Raw genomic sequence first — 22428 nt, 5'->3', positions numbered from 1 at the left:
AAATATTTTAACTAATAATTGGCCCATTGCAAACATATACATGCTGTAGATGCTTGTCAACGGGAGGTATTTAACGATGATTCCACGACGCGCCAAGAGCTGGCTCACCGCATCCCTGGCCCTGTGTGTGCTGGCCGGAGGGATATGGATCACTCTGGGTTACACTCGCTCAACTCATTCCGAATTGCCAGTACTCGCCCCGGAATCGGGCAAGCCCAAGGCAATAGCTCCAACGCCAGCACCTCCAGAAAGTGTACAGACCCCTACCGCCGAAGTGTACAGCAACCGTATTGTGGAATATCACATGGATGTAAAACTGGCAGAAGGGAACGTATTGGAAGGAACTCAGACGATTACATGGACTCATCCAGGCAAAAAAACCGTCAATGAGCTTTATTTTCATATGTACCCCAATGCCTTCTCTTCTGCTGACACCACCTTTATGAAGGAATCCGGCGGAAAGCTTCGGGGTGATGTCATGCCTACCAATGGTTATGGCTCCATGCATATTACCGAAATGAAAACGGAGGACGGGCTTTCTCTTCTGCACCGGATGCAGTATGTGCAGCCAGATGACGGAAATATCAAGGACACCACCCTCATTAAAGTACGTTTGCCGAAACCCGTCAAAGGCGGGGAAAGCATCACACTCCACACCCGATTCGAAGTGAATCTGCCCAAGATTTTTGCCCGGATGGGAACTGCTGATGATTTTGTCATGGCAGGTCAATGGTTTCCCAAACTAAGTGCCTATGAACCTGTGGGCAGGCGCGGACGAACAACGGAAGGCTGGAATCTGCACCAATACCACGGCAATTCGGAGTTTTACGCCGACTTCGGTATATATAGTGTGCGTATTCGGGTGCCTGAAACATACAAGGTGGCTGCTACCGGATTTCCAACGCAGCAAGCTGTAGTGAAGAATGGAGAAAAAGTCTATCAATTCTATGCCGATGATGTGCATGACTTCGCATGGGCAGCCTCACCCGATTTTTTGTATGCCGAGGAGCCTTTCTCTGCACCCAATGTACCTGGTGTACGAATCAAGTTGTACCTGGACCCTGCTCATCAGGATCTGAAAGAACGATATTTTTACGCTGCAAAGGCCGCTCTAGCCAATTATAGCAAATGGTTTGGTCCATATCCTTACGCCACCTTATCCATCGTTGTTCCACCTAAAACGGGGAACGGTGCAGGAGGCATGGAATATCCTACGCTAGTTACAGCCTTTGGAGCGGATGACACTACGCCAGGTTATGACCTGGAACGAACCGTAGTCCACGAGATTGGACATCAATACTTCTATGGCATGGTTGCCAGCAACGAATTTGAAGAAGCTTGGCTGGATGAAGGGTTCACCTCTTATGCAGAAGACAAACTGATGGAGCAGGAATACGGACTGATCCCGAACCTGCCGGTACAATCGGGACTGATTACGTCCCCTTCATCTTTAACACAAGAATCCTGGAAATTCGATTCACAGAATGAGTATGCAGCCAATGTCTACACACGTGGCAAGCTTGTATTACTCGGCATTGAACAACAAGTCGGTGCGAAAAAGATGGAGCGCATTCTCTCTACCTATGTAAAGAAGTACCGCTTCAAACATCCCACTTCGGCTGATTTCCAGAACGTTGTGGAACAAGTGACTCGCACTTCCTGGTCTGATTATTTTGATCAATACGTCTATGGTAACGGGATGGCTGACTTTGCTGTAGAGCAGATTCGTGTTACTCCCGTGCAGAAAGACGGCCAAACATTGTACGAGTCATCCGTGACGATCGCGAAAAAAGGTAGTGATTACAACGCCGTTCCTGTTCGCATTGCTTTTGAAGACGGACATATCCTCACCAAGCAATGGGATGGCAAAGAAGATCGCATCACCTACAAATTAACTCACACATCTCCCGTTTCCTGGGCCATGACCGATCCCCTGTACACGATCGTGCTGGAGAACCGCCATATGAACAATTTCCTGAAAGCCGGACTGGATGAGCAGGCGAAGTCCCGCTGGAGCATGAGTGTAACCAAACTAATAGAAGCCATATTCGGAAGTCTGTCATGGTGAGGTGGAAAAGGTGAAAGCGAAAATACGCGAGGGCTGGTTTCTCGTCCGTCAGCATATGTTCATTGCAGCACTCTTATTTCTTTATCAACTTATATGGGGATATTTCCTCTATCAAATGATACAATCGGCTGTCGTCCCACTACTCCTGCGTTATCCGGCTACCGATGCCGGGGAGCTGAGTACGCTTTTGTTCAAAATGGAAAGCCAACTAAACCTGTCTACCCATCCGGAGGTTCATCGTTATCTGTGGATTCTGGGGGCCATGCTGCTGGTTCGCATGTTAATCAGCCCCCTCATTCAGGCAGGACTGCTCTATTCGCTTCAGCACTATAATAGTACAGAAGAGCGCATTCCATTCGTCCGCGGGATTAAAAATCTGTGGAAACCGATGCTACTGCTCCACACCATTCGTACATTATTGGTGCTTCTGCCCGGCTACTGGCTCGTGCCAAATCTGTACTCGATTCTAATGGACGGATTTCATTCCCTTCAATTACTCTTGCCTGGCATACCCTATGTTGCTGCCTGGATCGTATATGGTTGGATTATCCACCATACCCTGCTCTACATGCAGTTCGGTGTTTCGGCACCGGAAGGGGAAGGTGGCGCTCACGGCACACTCAAAGCGCTCTGGATTGCACTGCGTCATCTCATCACCGTGATTGGCATTGCGGTGCTGCTAGGCGGTATTCATCTGCTTATCTTCGGGGCATTCACTTCAGCCTCATGGTTACTAACGGGACTCACCGGACTTATACTACAACAGACGTATCCACTTGCCAGATGTCTATTGAGCCTGTGGAAAATATGCGCCCATTTCCGGTTATGGCAGTCCAAAACATCCAAAGGTTAGAGCAGATGGTTTAAAAATTGTTACCATCACATGTTAAACTTATGGCCTAATATGTACTTATAAATAGGCAAACCTCAACCTTTCCCCGTCAAAGGTCGAGGTTTTTTTTGCTAATTTTGTTGTTAAACGTTGCCAAACCGGTACTCCTCTGTTACAATAATCGCAGTGAGTTTTTAGTAACAACTTTGTAATCTTTACATTCATATTTGTAACTACTTAAAATTAAATCGTCATTTCTTGATTTCGCAGGTGCATAACTAGCATAGCCAAATTCCTGGCACCTGGGAAGCGGGGGAACCAGTTATGGGTGAATTGATCTTGCTACAGAGGGATCATAGGGGACCTTCAACCGAATCCTTAAGCTAACCTCGCAGGCGTTGGAAGGGGTATATCTCTTGTTCAAGAAGAAATTAACCGCAGCTGTACTTAGCCTCACATTCGCGTTATCGCTTGGTGCAGGCAGCGCATTCGCAGATTCAAAGATGGACAAAGTAATTGATTCAGCAATGGGAACTACATACAAAAGTGGGGGAACAACGCTTAACGGCTTTGACTGCTCCGGATTTACACGGTATGTATTCGACAAATTGGGTATTGATTTGGCACGCCAATCGAGTTCCCAATTCGACATGGGTGATTCCGTATCCCGCATGGAGATGAGAGCTGGCGATCTGGTTTTCTTCAATACAACAGGTAAAGGCGTATCTCATGTAGGAATCTTTGTAGGGGATGGAAAGTTCGCACACTCCTCTTCTTCCAAAGGTGTTACGATCAGTGCATTGAGTGAAAACTATTGGGCCAATCGTTATGTTGGCGCTAAACGGATTATGAGCACGGACGCATATGAATCACTGGCCCTTGACTAGGGACAAGCTGAGCAACATGATGCTGTAACCATTAACCATACTGGAACGAAGCAAGAAGCATAACAGAACCGCCCGGTACATTCTCCGCAGGAATGTATCCGGCGGTTTTTTTGTGCTTCATTCCCTGTTCACGTTTTTACGTTGCAAGTTACACACGAGGTATATCCTGCGACATCAACAGGTTCATTTTGCGTTCGCTCGTCCGTGCCCTTATGATGTTTTTACCCATCCCGTTATAATATAAACGGAATTACAGGAACTTTTGTTTCATTTTTTTTCCTGGAAAGGGAGACTTGCTAAATGAACGGCACTTTTGTAGAGTGGACAGAGAGTTTGGTAATGACTAAGAGGAGCGTGCAGAATGTATGAATGAAACCCCTGTAACGTTTCATGTTGTACCCATGCAAGAAGAACATGCGGAGCTTATCTGTAGTTGGCAGTATGACCCGCCTTACAATATCTATAGCTGGCTACCCTGGGAGCAGATGAAAGCACTGGAAGTGGAATTTGGGGATGCACAGCTGCGGCAGGAACAATATGCGATTGTTCTGGATCAGCATGAGCGCATATTCGGATTTGCTCAATACTTCCCACTTCAAGGGGTGACCCGGATTGGCCTCGGCATGCATCCAGAGCTGTGTGGTCAGGGTCTAGGGAAAGCTTTTGTCACCGCCATTGTGCAGGAAGCCATTCGCCGGAACCGGACGAATGAGATCGACCTGGAAGTGCTCACCTGGAATGCCCGTGCCATTCAAGTCTATTTGAAGAGTGGATTTGTCACCCAGGATACATACGAACGACAGACCCCAAGCGGCTTAATGCCCTTTCACTGTATGGTCTATGAAGGGCCTCGTGATTAGAATCCATTGCAAAACAACCAAATCTGCCCCTTGTTATGTGATTAGTTCAAAAAATTACCACAAAATGCTATGATGTCACTACAGGTTCCGTTATAATGATATGGATAGTTTCAGGTTAGATGATCTTTCATTCTGGAGGGGACATAAGGGATGCACAAATGGATCATGAGCGGGGTATTTTTTGCAGCATGCGCTTTAGCTATTGTTTTAATGTTTACGCTTCCAGGGAAAGAGGAAGTGGCTGAAGAAGCCAAACCAACCATGCCAGAAGTAGCACTGGATGCCGGACAGGCTGAGGCATTGGTCAAAGCCAATTGTATCTCCTGTCACGGGGATCAGCTTCAAGGTGGCGTAGGACCTGCTCTGGCAAACATCGGTAGCCAGGATGATCTGGAGAAGATCTACACTACGATTGTCAAAGGTAAAGGCGGTATGCCTTCCTTCAAGGGCAAACTGCAGAATGAAGAGATTGCCAACATCGCCATGTGGCTGTCAGAGAAGAAATAATCTCTACAGCACATAACAAAGAGGCCCTTAATCCCCTTTTGGGAGAATAAGAGCCTCTTTGTTATGCCAATTATTCGGCGTCTGTCGCATGCTCGGCCAGAAAGGCCTCCACTTCACGTGCGGACGGCATCCCGGACTGGGCGCCGAGCTTCGTCACGGATAACGCGGCCGCACCCATGGCGAAGCCTACGGCCGCGTCCAAAGTATCACCGCGCGCGAGGGCTACCGCCAGCGCGCCGTTGAAGCAATCGCCAGCGCCGGTCGTATCGACGGCGCTTACGGCGTAGCCGGGCGCACGGCACGCGCCGGCACGCCCTGCTTGTACGCGGCCGCCAGGCGCCGCCGCGTATACAGCCCCCTCGGGGCCGAGCGTCGTGACGACAGCGGCCCCGAGGGATGCGGCGAGCTCTGCGACCGCCGCATCCAGGTCTTCCGGCCGGAGATGATCCCGGCCGGTAAGCACGGCTAGCTCGCTGCGGTTCGGCGTGACAACGTCGACGCACCGCAGGAGCTCCTGGGGCAGACCCGGCACCGCGGGAGCCGGGTTGAGCACCACCAGTGCGCTGCCTTCAGCCGCCAGTTGGGCGGCGCGGGTGACCGCTGGCAGCGGGATCTCCAGCTGCAGCAGCACCGCTGCGGCTGCAGTCAGGCTTTTTACCGTGTCCGCCTCTTCCAGCATCTCAGGCACTACTTGCCCATTCGCGCCAGGAATAACAATAATCCGATTGTCTCCCCGAGAGAGCCAAATGGAAGCCGTCCCTGTGACCACGTCTTCCAATATGCGAACCTGCGAGGCATCTGCACCACTTTCCGTCAGACTGTGCAGCAGACGTTCGCCAAAACCGTCCGACCCCACCGCACCAATCATCGTGGCCTGTCCACCCAGACGCGCAGCGGCAACAGCCTGGTTTGCCCCTTTGCCACCAGCGAGATAATGCAGCTCCTCACCGCTCACCGTCTCTCCCTCTTCCGGAATCGTATCTGTCTTCACCACAAGATCCATATTGAGACTGCCTACGACAGCAATAAGAGGTTGTTTCTGATTATAGTCTGACATGTATGGTTCACTCACTTCCGGCCGCACGATAATAACCGATCTCGTTATTCGGACCTCATTTTGTCATAAGCTTCGTTATATTGTCCTGCTTCCTTGATATCTACCGATGTAATACCACCCGCATCCCATGACGTGAGACGCAGCGTAACCGTTGTATAATCAATCGTAATAAAAGGATGATGATTGAATGCTTCCGAGATCGCAGCGACCTCATCCACAAATGCAATCCCTTTCATGTAGTTGGAAAACACGAATTTACGTACAATCCACCGTCCCTCTTCCAGTTCCCAGCCTTCCAGCCTCCCTAGATGAGCTTCGACTTCCTCTTGCGAAAAAACCATGCGTTATCTTCCTCCCCATAGGATGGTACCTTACAGACGACGTGCGTCCGTATAACCACCGACACCTTCGGCGCGATTCACAGCAACCTCAAAGGCCAGGCTTACCGCCATGCGGTTGGCCCATTTCACGACTAACATCTTACCACGGACAAGCTTCAAAATCCAATCAACTACATGGCATAGAACCAATAACCGTAAGGCTTTGAGAAGAATTCATTCTCCATTCATCCCCTCCGAAAATGGCATGTACACACACTAAATTAACGGCACAAACGTCAACTCTTCTTCCCCAATCAAAATATGAATGCGATGCTGTTCCTTATCATGGATGACCACTCCACTTCCAACCGGAATGATAGACTCCTCACCCAGCGCATAGAACAGATCCTCTGCCAACGCCTCGTCCACTTCAAGTTGCTCAGGTGCAGCCAGTCTCTCCCACTCTTCCGAGTCCATTTCAAAGAAAACATACCGATCCGGTATGCGTCCGATTGCCGTTGTCAAATCTGTCAAAATTCCTTCATAATCCCGTCCATGCTTTACGCCCATTGGCTTTTCACTCCTATTCGGCCCCTAAGGAGCGGATTTGATCTTATTATACCTGAAAATAACCCTTAAAAAAAAAGGCCTTCTGGTCGATAAATACTATATATGACCGTTTAAACTGTTTTAGCAACCGTAAGGAATGCCTAACATTGAACGGATTGCGGCCAAAAATTCGTCCGGAAGCCCGAATACAGCCGCTTGAAAGGATTCAATTTTATCTCATGGATGAGGTGTATGATGAACATTTCAACGATTATTGGACTAGTTTTTGGGCTGGTCTCCCTTGTACTCGGTATGTTCCTGAAGGGTGCGCCCTTAATCAACCTGGTTAACAATCCGGCAGCCTACGTTATTATCTTTGTTGGTACTGCAGGAACTATCTTTATCGCATTCCCGATGTCTGAAGTTAAGAAAATCCCTAAGCTTTTCGGGATTATTTTCAAAAATCAAGTACTTATTGATCGAGTATCCCTGATCGGCACGTTTATGGATTGGGCTTCCACTACCCGTCGTGAAGGTTTGCTTGCACTGGAATCAAAAGTAGAAGAGATCGACGATCAGTTCCTCCGTGGCGGTATGCGTATGATTATCGACGGCAACGATCAGGAATTTGTAAGTGATGTACTCATGGAAGATATTCATGCTACAGAGGAGCGCCACCGTGGCGGTGCCTTGATCTTCGCTCAGGCGGGGATGTACGCACCAACGCTCGGGGTTCTCGGGGCCGTTGTAGGTCTCATCGCAGCACTTGCCGATCTCAGTGACATGGAGAAACTTTCCCATGCAATTGCGGCAGCATTTATCGCAACACTCCTTGGTATATTTAGTGGTTACGTGTTATGGCACCCGATGTCTAACAAGCTGAAGCGGATGTCCAAGCAAGAAATGGAGATCAAGCTGATGATGGTTGAAGGATTGTTATCCATACAATCCGGTGTATCCACCATTGCCATCAACCAAAAGTTATCCGTATTCCTGACACCTTCCGAACGTAAACAACTGGAAGAGAAGGAGGGATCATCAGGTGAAAAAGGCTAAAAAGCACGAACCACATGAAGAACATATAGACGAGAGCTGGTTGCTTCCCTATTCTGACTTGATGACCTTGTTGCTTGCCCTGTTTATCACGTTGTTCTCTATGAGTTCACTCGATGCAGCCAAGTTCGAGCAGATGGCTTCCGCACTAAGCAGTGCATTGAATGGAGGCTCCGGTATTCTGGATCATACGTCCATGAATCCGGATACGCCAGGTGCCGATCTGGGTAAGAACAAACAGGAACCTACAGAAATCACCAAAAAAACACCAGCTCAAATTACGGATGCGCAGATGGCTCAAAAAGAACAAGAAGATCTGGAAAAACTCAAGAAACGACTTGACCAGTATATCTCGAAGAACGGACTTTCGGACCAGCTGAACACCAAGCTGAATCAGTCTGAATTGAAGATCACCATCAGTGATAACGCCCTGTTCTCCTCAGGCCGAGCAGATGTGAAGCCTGAATCACGATCCCTGGCCAAAGCAATTTCAAGCATGCTACAAGAGTTCCCTGAGTATGAAGTGGTTGTATCCGGTCATACCGATAATATTCCCATTTCGAACAACCAATATAAGGATAACTGGGATCTAAGTGCAGACCGTGCGCTCAACTTCCTGAAAATCCTGTTGCTAAACTCGCAATTGGACCCTTCCAAATTCACACCAAGTGGTTATGGAGAGTATCACCCGATTGCCAGCAATGACACCAATACCGGACGGGCACAGAATCGCCGCGTAGAGGTTTCGATCATTCGGAAGTATCAAAGTAACAATACGAATGTAAAAGCCGTTGGCGAAGGAAACTAGAGGCCTGCAGCGATTCATTAACCAAAGACCGTTCTCCAGGTACAAGGAGAACGGTCTTTTGGGTTTATATATGGCTGATACTTGGTTTATCTCTATATTTCACATTATTTCGGATGAATTAGTCAAAGTCGAATCGACTATTCCAGTGAATAATCCAGCAGACCGCCCAGCTCCGCTTTTTCGGCGGCTGTAAGCTCTCTCCATGCACCTGTGGCCATTTCTCCAAGATGGATGTTCATGATCCGAATCCGCTTTAGCTTACGAACCTCATAGCCAAAAGCACTACACATACGCCGAATCTGGCGGTTCTTTCCTTCGGTCAGGATAATACGGAATACACGATCCGTCATCCGGGTCACTGTACATGGCAGTGTCATTTCACCCAGGATCTTCACCCCCGTGCTCATGCCTCTAAGGAAACTCGGCGTTACAGCTCGATCAACAGTGACGATATACTCTTTCTCATGGCGCCCTTCTGCTCTAAGAATCCGGTTAACGATATCTCCATCATTGGTCATCAGGATCAAACCTTCCGAGTCCTTATCCAGACGCCCAATAGGGAAGATACGTTCATCGTGCCCGACAAAATCAACGATATTGCCCTGAATATGCTGCTCGGTTGTGCTGGTGATCCCGATCGGTTTATTCAGCGCAATATATACGTGTTTTCTCTTTTCCTTGATCGGCTTGCCATTGATTCGTACATCGTCGCCTTCTTCTGCCTGACTGCCCAGTTCAGCCTTAACTCCATTAATCGTGACCTGACCGCTATCCACCAACTTATCGGCTTCACGCCGGGAGCAGTAACCTGTTTCACTAATAAATTTATTAATACGCAAAAGGTAATCTCACCTCATCTATTTCTCTTCGTCTGTAAGTGTGTCATCCGTTACCTGATCTGCCTCAATAATTTCCGGTTGTTGCTCGGATGCAGGCAGTTCAATAATAACCGTTGTTCCCTTGTTCATGACGCTTTTAATATCCATCATGCCCTTATGTGATTGAATAATGCGCTGACTGACCATCAGTCCAAGCCCTGTTCCAGACTCTTTGTTCGTAAAGAAAGGTTCCCCGAGCTTGGGCATCATCTCTTCCGGGATACCGATCCCTTCATCTCTGATCTCAATTCTGACACGGTTCAGCTGTTCGTCATGCTTGAGCTTGATATGGATGCTACCTCCATTTGGCATGGCCTCCATACCGTTTTTCAGCAAATTGATAAATACCTGCTTCAACTGATTCTCTTCACAGTGTACCATAGCCGAATCGGATGAGGCACGCAGTACAAATTCTACACCATGCAGATGCGCCTGACTATCCAGTAACGAGATGACATCGCCGAGAATAAAACGAATATCCCGATTCTGAAAATGAACCGCCTGCGGCTTGGCTAGAATCAGAAATTCACCGACAATAAGGTTGATGCGATCCAACTCCGATAACATCAGATCCAGATGACGATGATTCAGCTTGTTGCTCTCTTGCTGTAACTGCAAGAACCCGCGCAGCGTGGTCAACGGATTACGAATCTCATGCGCCACACCTGCTGCAAGCTGTCCCACGGTTGTAAGCTTCTCAGAGCGTCTGAGCAGCTCTTCCATCCGATTACGACTTGTAATGTCCCTGGAGACACTAATCAGCGCGGTAATCTCGCCAGCTTCGTCTCGTACCGGAGCCGTACTGACACTGACCTCTACCCGGGTCCCGTCTTTCTTCATCCAGGTGGTTTCGTTAGACGTAATAGACATACCCTCAACGAGTTGGGCATGCTGGCGTTTCATTTCTTCTTCTGCCTCTGGCGGGATGATCTTCAGATTACGACCTTCCACCTCACGACTTCGGAAACCATATAATTGCTCAAATGCCCGGTTAACCCGCAGCACTTTCCCTTCAAGATCCGTAATGTGAATGGCATCCGCTGTCTGATTGATAATGGACTCCAGATGCTCTTTCACCGCCCGATTCTCTTCATACATCTGTTTTAGACGGCTCGTATAATGCCCCAGATTGCGAATCATAGCATTAATGCGATTGGCCAGTTGGCCAAGTTCATCCTTCCTCCGTACTTTCAGACGGAAGTCAAAGTGTCCATCGGCTACATCATTCACTTTGCCCAGTATGGATTGGATCGGGCGCGTAATATAGCCTGCGAGCAAATAGCTGCCAAAGATCACGATCTCCAGCAGAACCAAAGATATGGAGGCATGGCTCACCAGCTGCTCAGATACCATGGAGGATATTTGCTTATAGTCCATGACAATACTGATGACATAGGAAGACTGATTGGGTGTGAAAATGGGAATAAAACTCTTCAATACCTTCTGTTCGTGTGTTTCACTGACAAAAGATACATTCTGCCCTGTTCGAATGGCGCGCACCACCGCACGATGGTCCTCTTCCGTAGAACCATATTGGTATGTGCCGAAACGAATTGGTCTGTTATTCAACTTGCTAAAGTTCGAATCTCTTCCGTCATCACCCATGTTCGGGCTGCCGAAAGTTAACGGATTGATGCCTGTAATCTCCAGAATGGAGGGATTGACCTCACGAATTTTATTCAAGATCTCATCCGGACTAGAGATTTTCACATAGTCATCAACTTCCGTATTATTATAGAAGGGATTGATTATGTAGTTTCTCTTTCCATCATGGTAGTAACCCCAGATATCAATATCCGAGGGGCTGGATGTCGAGTACTCGAATCCATCTGACCAGAAATGTTCCAATTTCTGCCCTTGGGGAATCGTCACCTGTTGTTTTTCAAACAACTGCTTAAATGCCTGGTACCAATAGGTCATGGATTTGGTGGACAGCCCCAGCTCTCTCGGATCTGAGGAACGGCTAACCACAATATCATCATCCGTCTGCTCCATTAACGAAATATGCGAAACGCCGACCTTTTGGCTCAAGCGTACAAGTTCTTCATTTGTGATATTATTAATATCCGGGTCCAATTCTTCCGCCGCCATGACAGCAGCAAGCCACAGATTGTTTCCAATCTGTCTTTTTACATAATCCGAACTGTATTGATTCTGTTCGACAGCAATTGCAATCTGTTTCGCAGTGAGCACCATCTTGGTTTCACTGTCCTGCCTCAGATTCTCTTCTGTAGTATAATAACTCAGTGCGATATTCAACACTAAAATAACGAGCACTGAGCACGACATAATCATGGATAATTTCGTTTTAATAGACAAGTTTTTTTGTTCACCTCTCGGCTTGTACCCTCTGGCGATATATGGCAAAACCTATATCCATCATAACGCTTGTATGTCTTTTTGAAAAGGATAATTGACCCTTGTCCAAAAGTTACCGCTTGGCTGAAAAGCTCGAAATTCGTTGTTTCTTGCCTTTTTGAACTCTACAATGAAATTAATCACTATATTTATCCACAAATCCACAGGCTTGTGGATAGTTTGTTTATAACTATGTGAGCAACTGTGCTGTTATCCACAATTCTATACACAACATGTTAACAACCCGAATACTTGTTCGCTGAATAAACGATTTTGGAAGGAGTTATATTGTAATGACTGACCATTCTCTCCAGACCGATCTTGCGCAATTATCTGAGGAAGCTCAGCATGAGCACTGGATGCGGGAGGCTATTGCTGAGGCCTACAAAGCTGAGGCGCTTGGGGAAGTTCCGATTGGAGCTGTAATCGTACAAAACAACCAAATCATTGGTCGAGGGTACAACCTGCGTGAAACTACGCTGGATTCCACCGCCCATGCAGAGATGGTGGCTATCCGTCAGGCCAGCGAGACCATTGGAGCTTGGCGTTTGTTGGATTGTTCTCTGTACGTCACACTGGAACCTTGTCCGATGTGTGCAGGTGCAATTGTACAATCCAGAGTGCCACGCGTTATCTATGGTACGGCTGATCCCAAGGCAGGCTGTGCAGGTACACTGATGAACCTGCTGCAAGAGCCTCGTTTTAACCATCGTACCGAGGTTATTGCAGATATTCTTCAGCCTGAATGCTCCACGATGCTAACTCAATTTTTCAGACGTCTGCGTAAAAAATAAAAATAAACTATATAAATCGAAACTAAACATTTACACGAGAACGTAGAGGACAGAAATGACCTGAAGAAGCAACGCGTTCGCCTTTATCCCCAGATTTCGACCTCTATAATATAGAATCGAAAAATCGGGGGATAACAGCGATCGGAAGGTTGTTCTGTCATCGGAGTGGCAAGTGTAATATTCTTTAGTTCAATTCATATAGCACTACGAACATTCCAATTGAAAGGAAGTGTGCTGCAATGGCACTAACACTTTATGATACAGCCAATGGCATAAGCCTTCGGTTGCTCACATCCCAGGATACACAATCCTATCTGGACCTGATTCAGGTCACACGTGTCCCCTATCAAGCTGTGGAACCCGTGCGAGAGAATGATTTTTATACACTGAATGCTCAGACTCGGCGGATTGAGGATCGGGTCAAAGCAGCAGAAGAAGGTACAGGATATCAATTTGGAATCTATACCATTAAAGACAGCCTGCTGATTGGACAAGTAAGTATCAACAATGTTGTATTGGGCGTTGCCAATTATGCTGATATGGGTTACTTTATCCATCCGGATTATCAGGGCGGCGGACGAATGACAGCAGCGGTTAAACTGGCCGTAGCTTATGGCTTCCGTGCGCTGAAGTTAAATCGGATTCAGGCTGCAGTATTACCCACCAACAAAGGTTCACAGCGAGTACTTGAGAAGAACGGATTTCAGGTTGAAGGTACTGCTCGCAAATATCTCAAGATCAACGGCAAATATCAAGATCATCAGATCTACGCTGTACTTGCTGAAGACTTGGACGAACTTGCAACCAATTAAGAAGAAACATCTCATCACACAACTGTCTGCATCTCCAATTCAACATTATACAGATTCAATGTAAAGAACCGCACTACCCTAGTTATGTAGACATCCCTACTACTCTGTTCAACAAAAAAACCGCCTGTACCCACGCGGAAGGAGATTATCCTTCACTTGAATAACAAACGGTTTGATTTGTTTGGACTCGACGAGATTAGTATCCGTACGAAGCGTTCATCAGTTCTTCGAACTCTTGCATGGTAATTACGTCATCACCAGTAGGGATGTTGATTTTGAATGCTGCTTTTTCGTTAATCTTGGTGTACGTATTGGAACCGGTAAATGCCAGTTTCACTTCGTCTTTCGTATCTTCCGGCTTGATCAGCACATCAGCGACCATCTTTTGATATACCGGGAAGTCGTTTTTATCCAATGCGAAATCGATGTTGAATTGGTTAATTGTCAGAACATCTTTCAATTTATCCAAGTCTTTAGCCATTTCAGCCTGATCTGCCTCAGTGATTTTCAAATCTTCTTTAGCTTTGTCGATATCAGCCTGATCCATTTGCAGCATTTCACGATATTCCTCTTTGGACAGAATATCCAATACTTTAGGCATAGCTTTCGTTACCAGTACAGTAACCGCTTCTTTAACATTGTCATTATTCACCGAGAATTGTACAACCTGCTTCGCATCTACACCTTCAGGAAGTTGTGCATCTTTGGTGTCCAGGTTTTTGAAGAATTTAGCTTGATCGTATTCGCTCAGCACTGCGTCCATGACTTCGTTGCTCAGCTTTTGCGTTTTGGCTGCGTCCATAGCATCAGGGTTCCATTCAGTCCCCTCTTGCTCAGCCAGTTCTTTCAGGTCAAGTTCCAAGAATTTGCCAACAATGTTCTCCGGAATCGGGAAGAACGGAATATTCGGCACTTTCACATAGAGCTTCTCAGCGGTCATCACCATTGGAATATTAAAGGTCATACCCATGTCGCCTTTAAGCTCAATGCCAAGAGTCATCTCTGTCTGCATTGGCTCACTTTGGTATACACCTGTTACATTCAACTGAGCGTCCTTCAGCATGCTCATAAATTGAGCCATGGTTGGATCAGTTTGTGAAGCATCTCCAGGTTTATAGCTCAATTCATTAATAGTGAAGTTAGAACTCATTTCATACGAAGTCAGTTTGGAAGCATTGGCCGCAGCCGTCTTCAATGCCTCTTTTGGTTCCTGCTTGCTGCTACATGCTGTCAAGGCCATAGATACGGTCAACAGCAACGTAAGAAGAAGCGCCCCCATACGTTTAGTCATTTGTTTCTCTCCTCTCGTGATAACCCCAAAAAAATAATTCAATCTTAATGATATACCATATCACCAGATACCGAAACCTAATTTGGGAAAAATGTGATCTTTCCTCTTTAAAATGGCTACAAAGACCTATGTGAGGTTTGGAAATAAGCATGTGCCTGTCTTTATATATGTATGAATACGCAAATACCCCCTGTTAGGTAACAAGGGGCTTTGCGTGAATCTGTTTCTTCTATTAACCTTGAGGATTCAGATGATCCACATGATTTTGATTTTTTACTTTTTTGGAACCGGATAATGGTTCCTGCATGGAAGAGCGTTTGGATGAATGACGATGCTGTTCGGATGCTTGCGCTTCCGGTACGGGAATTGTTTTTGGTTTACTCATATTATTGCCCCCTCATCATTTTTAGGAATGGGATGGGTCCCTATCTTCCGTTTTGTCATGATTCAGTGCATCCTGATGACGGCGAACATTAATATCTTGCTGAATTTGCTGGAAGTTCACTCCTTCAGACTTCAGGCTATTGTCTCGTCTGGGACTGTAACGACTGGGCGCATTCGTGAATGTGCCGTGTATAATCGTGAGCCAGTTCCTGAATCGGTTCTGTACGCTCATCAGTCGTTCGTCCGTCCCGTTCCACATCAATCAGCTGTACGCTAACTTCACGGGAATCGACATATGCGCATTTGAAATCAAAAGAGTACATCTCGTGCCCTGCTGTCGCAATGTGTATCCGAATAGCCTGCTGATCGGCTTCATCGGCCATCACTTGAGCCTGATCGCCAACATTCAGGACTTCGGGTAAACGTTCTTGCCAGGCCCCTACAAGCTCTGTCTGATCGATATTTAACTCGCGGTTCATCTTACCACCTCCACTCCTATAAAGTGCGGCGATGAAGATGTTTTTATTCATAACAGTCTTGTTGAAATATAACATTGTACTGAGCAACGTATACACATCGGCCAAGAACCTGTAAGTTCAGACATTTCGCACGCATAAACGCAAAAAAGGACCCGAGCGAGAACGCTCAAATCCTTGTTATAAGTGTAGTATGGCGGAGAGGGTGGGATTCGAACCCACGTGGAGTTGCCCCCTAACGGTTTTCAAGACCGCCCCGTTATGACCGCTTCGGTACCTCTCCAGGGAAATTAACTTTTATAAACTTGCCACGAAAAGTATCATACCACATCTCGATAATATAATGCAACCTTTTTATATTAAAATTATGATCCCGTATCAGACAACTGCCCCCGTTATACAAAACACTCCAATCCGTCATTCAGAAATGACGGATTGGATTTGTATTCCTTTGATGAGGGTGGTTAGCTAACTGTTACTTAAGAGCGACGTGCAATCACACTTGTACCGCCCATATAAGGACGCAATGCTTCAGGAATAACAACCGTACCATCTTCCTGTTGATAGTTCTCCAGAATAGCGGCTACCGTCCGTCCAACAGCCAATCCTGACCCGTTCAATGTATGAACAAATTCCGGTTTGGCTTTTGGCTCTCTGCGGAAACGGATATTGGCACGACGTGCCTGGAAGTCCTCACAGTTGGAGCACGAGGAAATCTCACGATAGGTATTGCTCTCAGGCAACCATACTTCAATATCATACGTTTTAGCTGAAGTGAAGCCCATATCTGCCGTACACAATGTCAGTACGCGATACGGCAAGCCCAACAATTGAAGTACACGCTCCGCATTTTGAGTCATTTGCTCCAGCTCTTCATATGAAGTTTCCGGAGTAGAGAGCTTGAGAAGCTCTACTTTATTAAACTGGTGCTGACGAATTAATCCGCGTGTATCCCGTCCAGCCGAACCCGCTTCAGAACGGAAACAAGAGCTGTATGCCACAAAATGCTTAGGCAATTGATCTACATTCAGAATCTCTTCGCGATGGTAGTTCGTTACCGGAACTTCAGCAGTAGGAATCAGATAATATTCAGTATCTTTCAACTTGAACAGATCTTCTTCGAACTTGGGCAGTTGACCTGTTCCAAACAAGCTATCCCGATTAACGATGTATGGAGGCAGGATCTCTTCATATCCATGTTGATCGCTGTGCAGATCCATCATGAAGTTAATCAATGCACGTTCCAGACGTGCACCTAATCCTTTATAAAAGGTAAAACGGGAACCTGTTACTTTGGCAGCCGCTTCAAAATCAAGGATATCGAGATCCTGTGCAATTTCCCAATGTGCTTTTGGTGCAAAAGTAAAGGACTTAGGCTCTTCCCATCGACGAATCTCAACATTGTCCTCTTCGGAAGCACCAATAGGTACGCTCTCGTTAGGAATGTTCGGAATCGCCATTGTGAGATCATTGATCTTCACTTCCAATTCACGAACTTCTTCATCCATGGCTTTGATTCGATCAGAGACTTCGCGCATCTCCACAATCAGATCATCAGCATTCTCGCGATTCTTCTTCAGTCTAGCAACTTCTGCGGAGACCGTATTCCGACGGCTCTTCAGTGTTTCGCTCTCTTGAAGTAATTCCCGACGCTTGGCATCCATCTCAGTAAATCCAGCGATAAGATCCAGGGATTTGCCACGTTTAGTCAATGCTTCTTCTACACGTGCATACTCATTCCGCAATATTTTCACATCAAGCACGATATAACCCTCCTAAATAACCTCACATAGTGAAGCCTTATGTTTATGTTAAATCCATTCTCAAAACTCTAATGTAAATACCTTACTATATACTTATCGGATCCTGTAACCTAAAAAACAACCTATGCCCCCGGTGTCATCCTCCGCTGCGATTCCCGCTATGAAGCAGATACAGGCAACATCAGGCATCCGTTCAGATGCAACTGCCAACCTGCGGCCTTTACAAGGCTTCTGGGGGAGTGATCCGATGATCGGAGATCATAGGTTGTACATCATGCATTATTTAGAGTCTACCGTGCGTTTGTAGGATCTGGCCATGTCTACAAAATAAGTATGCAGACGGTAGTCATCCGTCAACTCCGGATGGTAGGAGCAAGCCAGCAAATGCCCCTGACGAGCAGTAACAATTTCATCCTTGTATGTGGAGAGAACCTCCACCTGATCTCCGACACTCTCGATCAAGGGCGCCCGGATAAATACAGCCCTTACCGTTTCTTCAATGCCTTTGACCGGCAAGTCTGTCTCGAAGCTTTCTCTCTGCCGTCCAAAAGCATTTCGGGATACCGTCATATCCATTAGCTCCAAATGAGCTTCTTCTTGCCCTGCAATGTGTTTGGCCATAACGATCAAACCTGCACAGGTGCCAAATACCGGTTTGCCCTCAGCAGCGAACGCTCGAATGGCATCCATAAACCCATACTTGCGCATCAGTTTACCGATCGTCGTGCTTTCGCCGCCAGGAAGGATAAGACCATCCAAGTCCTCCAATTGCTGAACCTGTTTGATAGCCACACCTTCTGCTCCAGCACGTTCAATGCTCCGAATATGCTCTGTGACAGCTCCTTGAAGTGCTAAAACACCGATCTTCATATGTCCATTCTCCTTCTCTGACCAGCCACGATCTTGCATATGGTTATCGAACATTGGACTTTTCCGCTTCATCATACGTGAATTCTAACTTGATATTTTACCGGAAAAATTGTAAATATACAATCCATCCGGTCGGAATAACTTGTATTTTGTCATTGATTCGATCACATAAACATCAAAGTCATGATCATGCTCTTTTCATGAAGTAGGCTAAGGGTTAGAACAGGTTTTTGATTCCGTCAAAGAGATCCACGAAGAAATCTTTTACAGCACGGAAGAACAAACGGAACCATCCGCCTTTATCGGCCTCTTCGGCAGTGATCAAGTTCACTGTTTTTTCCTGAGGCTCAATTCCCTCTGCTTTATACGTGTACGTTACCGTACCAACCTTTGTACCTGCCTTGATTGGTGCTACCAGCTGGTCAGCCTCAGTTACGTTGGCTTTGAACGTCACATCCAGGTTTTGAGTACCTTTGGGAACAACGAAACTTACCGCATTATCTGTTACGACAGGAACGGTCGTTTCTTTACCTTTTTTCAAAGGTACAGCTTCCCAGCCCGTCACTTTGGTCTTGCCTGCGACAGCCTGTTTTACTTCAAAGTTGTTGAATCCAAAGTCCAGTACCTTTTTCGTTTCTCTGAAACGTGCAGATTCTGAATCTGTGCCCATAACGACACTGATGAGACGCATACCGTTACGTTCCGCTGTACCTGTAAAGTTATTACCTGCGTTCGTGGTATGGCCTGTTTTCATTCCGTCCAGACCTTCATAGGCATAGCTTTTGAAGTTGGTTATATTTTTATTCGCTTCCAGCATCCAGTTGTAGTTGATAATTGGAGCTTTATCATTGGGACGGAACTTGTAGGATTGAATCGTTGTGAATTCTGTGTAGTCGGGGTGATCCATAATGATGTATCGGCACAGAATTGCAGCATCCAGCGCGGACATCACTGTTTCCTTGTCTTCAGCTGGGCGGAAGTCAGCAGGCATATCTGCTCGGTCGAGACCGGAAGAGTTGATGAAGAACGTATCCTTCATGCCCATACGCTTCGCTTCATCATTCATCATTTTCACGAAAGCTTCTTCCGAACCCGCAACATGTTCAGCCAAAGCAACCGTAGCATCATTGGCAGAGCCAACAGCCATAGCAATATAGAGATCCTTAACTGTGTGCTGGTCACCTTCCGCCAGGAAAATACGTGAACCGATACTTTGTGCAGCATTCTTTTTAACAGTTACGATGTCGTCCCAGCCAAATTTCCCTTGTTTGACTTGTTCAGCAACAATGTACTCTGTCATCATCTTGGTCATACTCGCAGGTGGCATGGCTTTATCCGCATCCACATTGAGCAGAACCTGTCCTGTTGAAGCCTCCATCAGCACCGCTGATCTAACCTCAAGCCCAAGTGAGTCTACTCCAGGAACTTGCACTGCTTTCTCCGTCTTCGTTGTTGTTGCTGCAGCAGTCAGAACCTGACCGGAGTTATCCGCAGCAGCCATGACCGGCACGACTGCTGACATGCAAAGCATGTTAATTAGCATTACCGAGGCTACGCTCTTTTTGAGCATTTGGCGTTTCTTTTTATTCATGTGTTTGGCTTTCAATGATGAATACTCCCTTCGATCCAAAGCATTGTTAATTGCTTCAGTGCAGCTTATGCTGCGATTTTCTTATTCCCTAACCTGTGCAATGATGTATGAGATGTGTGGTATATGCGCTATATCGAACGAGCAATAATATTGCTCCTAAAGTTCGTTATCGATTGTCACTTAGTCCGCATTTTGCGAATGCTTATGTAAAAGGACGTCCGCGCTTCTGTTTAGCTGCCAGCCTTTGCTGGCATTTCATTTGCTTTTTCAAAACCATATTCATAGATTCACGTCAAATAGCCGCCGCAACGCCTTAATCCAACCTTGGATCGTCACCGCTTGTTCTATTCTATCACAGGGGTATCTGCAAAAAAAGACAGACCCGGTGAAAATCACCGAGCCTGTCCTGGAAATGATTAACTCTCTTCAGATTACAACGAGTAGTTAGGTGCTTCTTTTGTAATCTGTACATCATGCGGATGACTTTCACGCAGACCCGCACCTGTAATGCGAATAAAGCCAGTGTCGTTCCGAAGCTGCTCCAGGTTGCTCGTACCACAGTATCCCATACCTGAACGCAGACCACCGATCAGTTGGTGAATCGTATCAGACAATGGACCTTTATAAGCGACACGACCCTCGATTCCTTCCGGAACCAGTTTCTTGTCATCATCCTGGAAATAGCGGTCTTTACTACCTTGTTTCATCGCACTAAGGGAACCCATACCACGGTATACTTTGAAACGACGACCTTGATAAATCTCGGATTCACCTGGGCTCTCTTCCGTACCTGCAAACAAACTTCCCAACATAACCGCATGAGCGCCTGCTGCAATAGCCTTCGTAATCTCACCAGAGTATTTAATACCACCGTCAGCAATGATTGGTACACCATACTCACGAGCTACAGTAGCACAATCGTATACAGCTGTAACTTGAGGAACACCAATACCTGCAATGACACGAGTCGTACAGATTGAACCTGGACCAATACCCACTTTGACTACAGAAGCTCCTGCTTCGATCAGGTCACGAGTTGCTTCACCCGTAGCCACGTTACCTGCAACAATCGTCAAGCTAGGGAAACGTTCACGAAGCTGACGAACCGCCTCGATAATGTTGATGTGGTGTCCGTGAGCCGAGTCTACAGTAATAAGGTCTACACCGGCTTGAACCAAAGCATCTGCACGTTCGAACGTATCTTTGGAGATACCAATTGCCGCGCCAACCAATAGACGACCTTGTGCATCTTTGGCTGCTTTCGGGAATTGAATCGCTTTTTCAATATCTTTAATGGTAATGAGACCTTTCAGTGTGTTCGTCTCATCAACCAATGGAAGTTTTTCAATCTTGTGTTTTTGAAGGATACCCTCAGCTTCTTGCAGTGTAGTGCCTACAGGAGCTGTAACCAGATTCTCACGAGTCATAACTTCGCTAATTTTGATGCCGTAATCATGGATGAAACGCAAATCACGGTTCGTCAAAATACCAACCAGCTTCTGATCTCCTTCGATAATTGGTACACCAGAGATCCGGTATTTCGCCATAACCTCTTCTGCGTCAGACACCAAATGATCTGCTGTCAGTGAAAATGGATTAGTGATAACGCCGCTCTCTGAACGCTTAACACGGTCCACTTCTTCCGCTTGTTGCTCAACGGACATATTTTTATGGATAATTCCAATGCCGCCTTCACGAGCAATGGCAATTGCAAGTGTTGCTTCAGTAACAGTATCCATACCTGCACTAATCAAAGGAATATTCAGTTTTACGCTATCGCTCAAGCGAACAGAAACGTCTACTTCTTTAGGCAGTGTCTCGGATTTCCGTGGCACTAGCAATACATCATCAAAGGTGAAGCCTTCTTTACCAAATTTATCTTCCCACACGCAAGTGTTCCTCCTTATGTTTGCTCAGCTTTACGGTCCAAAACCCGAAGATTCCAGGCTGTATTTTACGCCGAAAATACGTTTTCTGAAAAATTTATTATTGCCATCTTAGCAAAGCGATATTTAGACTGTCAAGGAAAAGTACTTGGTTATATCAGGTGTGTTGTCTCATGAATACAACTGTTTTTCTTGTGCGGACAAGTCTAATCATTATAACAAAAAAAACGCCTACTCATATCGAGCGACGTTTATCTTCTATATACATAGAAACCAGGCTATTCACGTGGACGTTTGATGCAAATAGGCTATAAAACCTCCTATTTCCTAACTATCCATTGAACCTTATCTATCCATTTATAAACAAATAAAAAACCACCACCG

General features: G+C 46.3%; 22 protein-coding genes, 1 tRNA gene and 1 riboswitch. Of the genes, 9 read left to right on the top strand and 14 right to left on the bottom strand.

The window, feature by feature from the left end:
* Nucleotides 1-76: 76 nt before the first annotated feature.
* The 5 genes from OM416_RS31005 (at nt 77) to OM416_RS30985 (ending at nt 5154) form a co-directional block, all read left to right on the top strand.
* A complete protein-coding gene (locus OM416_RS31005) occupies nt 77-2068 on the top strand; it encodes a M1 family metallopeptidase (protein WP_264936068.1) in 1992 nt (663 codons plus the stop codon).
* 10 nt (nt 2069-2078) lie between these two features.
* Nucleotides 2079-2921: a hypothetical protein gene (locus tag OM416_RS31000; protein WP_264936066.1), complete on the top strand. Its 843-nt coding sequence runs from the start codon at nt 2079-2081 to the stop codon at nt 2919-2921.
* Nucleotides 2922-3175: 254 nt separating this feature from the next.
* Nucleotides 3176-3313, top strand: a riboswitch (cyclic di-AMP (ydaO/yuaA leader).
* Between the two features lie 3 nt (nt 3314-3316).
* Complete coding sequence (locus tag OM416_RS30995; RefSeq protein WP_169483074.1) at nt 3317-3787, top strand: C40 family peptidase; 471 nt, start codon at nt 3317-3319, stop codon at nt 3785-3787.
* 365 nt (nt 3788-4152) lie between these two features.
* Nucleotides 4153-4647, top strand: a complete 495-nt coding sequence (locus OM416_RS30990) for a GNAT family N-acetyltransferase (RefSeq protein ID WP_264936056.1) — start codon at nt 4153-4155, stop codon at nt 4645-4647.
* 150 nt (nt 4648-4797) lie between these two features.
* Complete coding sequence (locus tag OM416_RS30985; protein WP_264936055.1) at nt 4798-5154, top strand: c-type cytochrome; 357 nt, start codon at nt 4798-4800, stop codon at nt 5152-5154.
* 70 nt (nt 5155-5224) lie between these two features.
* Here the strand turns inward: OM416_RS30985 and rbsK are convergent, their stop codons facing one another.
* The 4 genes from rbsK to OM416_RS30965 all read right to left on the bottom strand — a co-directional run bounded on the left by rbsK (nt 5225) and on the right by OM416_RS30965 (nt 7101).
* Nucleotides 5225-6211 (bottom strand): ribokinase, encoded by a 987-nt coding sequence (gene rbsK, locus OM416_RS30980; protein ID WP_264936053.1) that lies wholly within the window; start codon nt 6209-6211, stop codon nt 5225-5227.
* Nucleotides 6212-6255: 44 nt separating this feature from the next.
* A complete protein-coding gene (locus tag OM416_RS30975; RefSeq protein WP_062838136.1) occupies nt 6256-6552 on the bottom strand; it encodes a 4a-hydroxytetrahydrobiopterin dehydratase in 297 nt (98 codons plus the stop codon).
* A 30-nt stretch (nt 6553-6582) separates the two neighbouring features.
* Nucleotides 6583-6711, bottom strand: coding sequence for a hypothetical protein (locus OM416_RS30970; protein ID WP_264936050.1), 129 nt, complete (start codon nt 6709-6711; stop codon nt 6583-6585).
* A gap of 96 nt (nt 6712-6807) precedes the next feature.
* The gene (locus OM416_RS30965; protein ID WP_264936048.1) at nt 6808-7101 is read right to left on the bottom strand and encodes a hypothetical protein; all 294 of its coding nucleotides are present in this window, start codon (nt 7099-7101) and stop codon (nt 6808-6810) included.
* Between the two features lie 234 nt (nt 7102-7335).
* Between OM416_RS30965 and motA the strand changes: the two genes are divergently transcribed.
* Together motA and motB are read left to right on the top strand one after the other, a co-directional pair.
* Nucleotides 7336-8136: a flagellar motor stator protein MotA gene (gene motA, locus OM416_RS30960; RefSeq protein WP_017691317.1), complete on the top strand. Its 801-nt coding sequence runs from the start codon at nt 7336-7338 to the stop codon at nt 8134-8136.
* On the top strand, nt 8123-8941 hold the full coding sequence (gene motB / locus OM416_RS30955) for a flagellar motor protein MotB (protein ID WP_264936046.1): 819 nt from the start codon (nt 8123-8125) through the stop codon (nt 8939-8941). Before motA ends, motB begins: the two co-directional genes overlap by 14 nt.
* A 137-nt stretch (nt 8942-9078) precedes the next feature.
* Here motB and rluF read toward each other — a convergent pair whose 3' ends face one another.
* Both rluF and OM416_RS30945 read right to left on the bottom strand, forming a co-directional pair.
* Nucleotides 9079-9780: a 23S rRNA pseudouridine(2604) synthase RluF gene (gene rluF / locus OM416_RS30950; RefSeq protein ID WP_264936044.1), complete on the bottom strand. Its 702-nt coding sequence runs from the start codon at nt 9778-9780 to the stop codon at nt 9079-9081.
* A gap of 18 nt (nt 9781-9798) precedes the next feature.
* Nucleotides 9799-12138 carry an ATP-binding protein gene (locus OM416_RS30945; RefSeq protein WP_264936041.1) on the bottom strand — a complete coding sequence of 780 codons (2340 nt, stop codon included), beginning with the start codon at nt 12136-12138 and terminating at the stop codon, nt 9799-9801.
* Nucleotides 12139-12470: 332 nt separating this feature from the next.
* Between OM416_RS30945 and tadA the strand changes: the two genes are divergently transcribed.
* Nucleotides 12471-12971 (top strand): tRNA adenosine(34) deaminase TadA, encoded by a 501-nt coding sequence (gene tadA, locus OM416_RS30940; protein ID WP_264936039.1) that lies wholly within the window; start codon nt 12471-12473, stop codon nt 12969-12971.
* Nucleotides 12972-13210: 239 nt separating this feature from the next.
* Entirely contained in the window at nt 13211-13783 is a 573-nt protein-coding gene (locus OM416_RS30935; protein WP_264936037.1) for a GNAT family N-acetyltransferase, read from the top strand.
* A gap of 196 nt (nt 13784-13979) precedes the next feature.
* Here the strand turns inward: OM416_RS30935 and OM416_RS30930 are convergent, their stop codons facing one another.
* From OM416_RS30930 to guaB, 8 genes are all read right to left on the bottom strand, one after another.
* Nucleotides 13980-15074, bottom strand: coding sequence for a hypothetical protein (locus OM416_RS30930; protein ID WP_264936035.1), 1095 nt, complete (start codon nt 15072-15074; stop codon nt 13980-13982).
* Nucleotides 15075-15306: 232 nt separating this feature from the next.
* Nucleotides 15307-15459 (bottom strand): small acid-soluble spore protein P, encoded by a 153-nt coding sequence (locus OM416_RS30925; RefSeq protein ID WP_036607296.1) that lies wholly within the window; start codon nt 15457-15459, stop codon nt 15307-15309.
* Between the two features lie 136 nt (nt 15460-15595).
* Nucleotides 15596-15937, bottom strand: coding sequence for a hypothetical protein (locus tag OM416_RS30920; protein ID WP_062838147.1), 342 nt, complete (start codon nt 15935-15937; stop codon nt 15596-15598).
* A gap of 191 nt (nt 15938-16128) precedes the next feature.
* Nucleotides 16129-16217, bottom strand: a tRNA-Ser gene (locus OM416_RS30915).
* Between the two features lie 196 nt (nt 16218-16413).
* On the bottom strand, nt 16414-17697 hold the full coding sequence (gene serS, locus OM416_RS30910) for a serine--tRNA ligase (protein ID WP_264936030.1): 1284 nt from the start codon (nt 17695-17697) through the stop codon (nt 16414-16416).
* Between the two features lie 279 nt (nt 17698-17976).
* On the bottom strand, nt 17977-18567 hold the full coding sequence (pdxT, locus tag OM416_RS30905) for a pyridoxal 5'-phosphate synthase glutaminase subunit PdxT (protein ID WP_264936028.1): 591 nt from the start codon (nt 18565-18567) through the stop codon (nt 17977-17979).
* 217 nt (nt 18568-18784) lie between these two features.
* Complete coding sequence (locus OM416_RS30900; RefSeq protein WP_264936026.1) at nt 18785-20173, bottom strand: D-alanyl-D-alanine carboxypeptidase family protein; 1389 nt, start codon at nt 20171-20173, stop codon at nt 18785-18787.
* 416 nt (nt 20174-20589) lie between these two features.
* Nucleotides 20590-22047 carry an IMP dehydrogenase gene (guaB, locus tag OM416_RS30895; protein WP_145153749.1) on the bottom strand — a complete coding sequence of 486 codons (1458 nt, stop codon included), beginning with the start codon at nt 22045-22047 and terminating at the stop codon, nt 20590-20592.
* Between the last annotated feature and the right edge of the window lie 381 nt (nt 22048-22428).

Source organism: Paenibacillus sp. LS1 (assembly GCF_026013365.1).
GTDB lineage: Bacteria > Bacillota > Bacilli > Paenibacillales > Paenibacillaceae > Paenibacillus.
The sequence above is the reverse complement of the archived record's forward strand: the minus strand, read 5'-3'. Positions and strand labels throughout refer to the sequence as shown.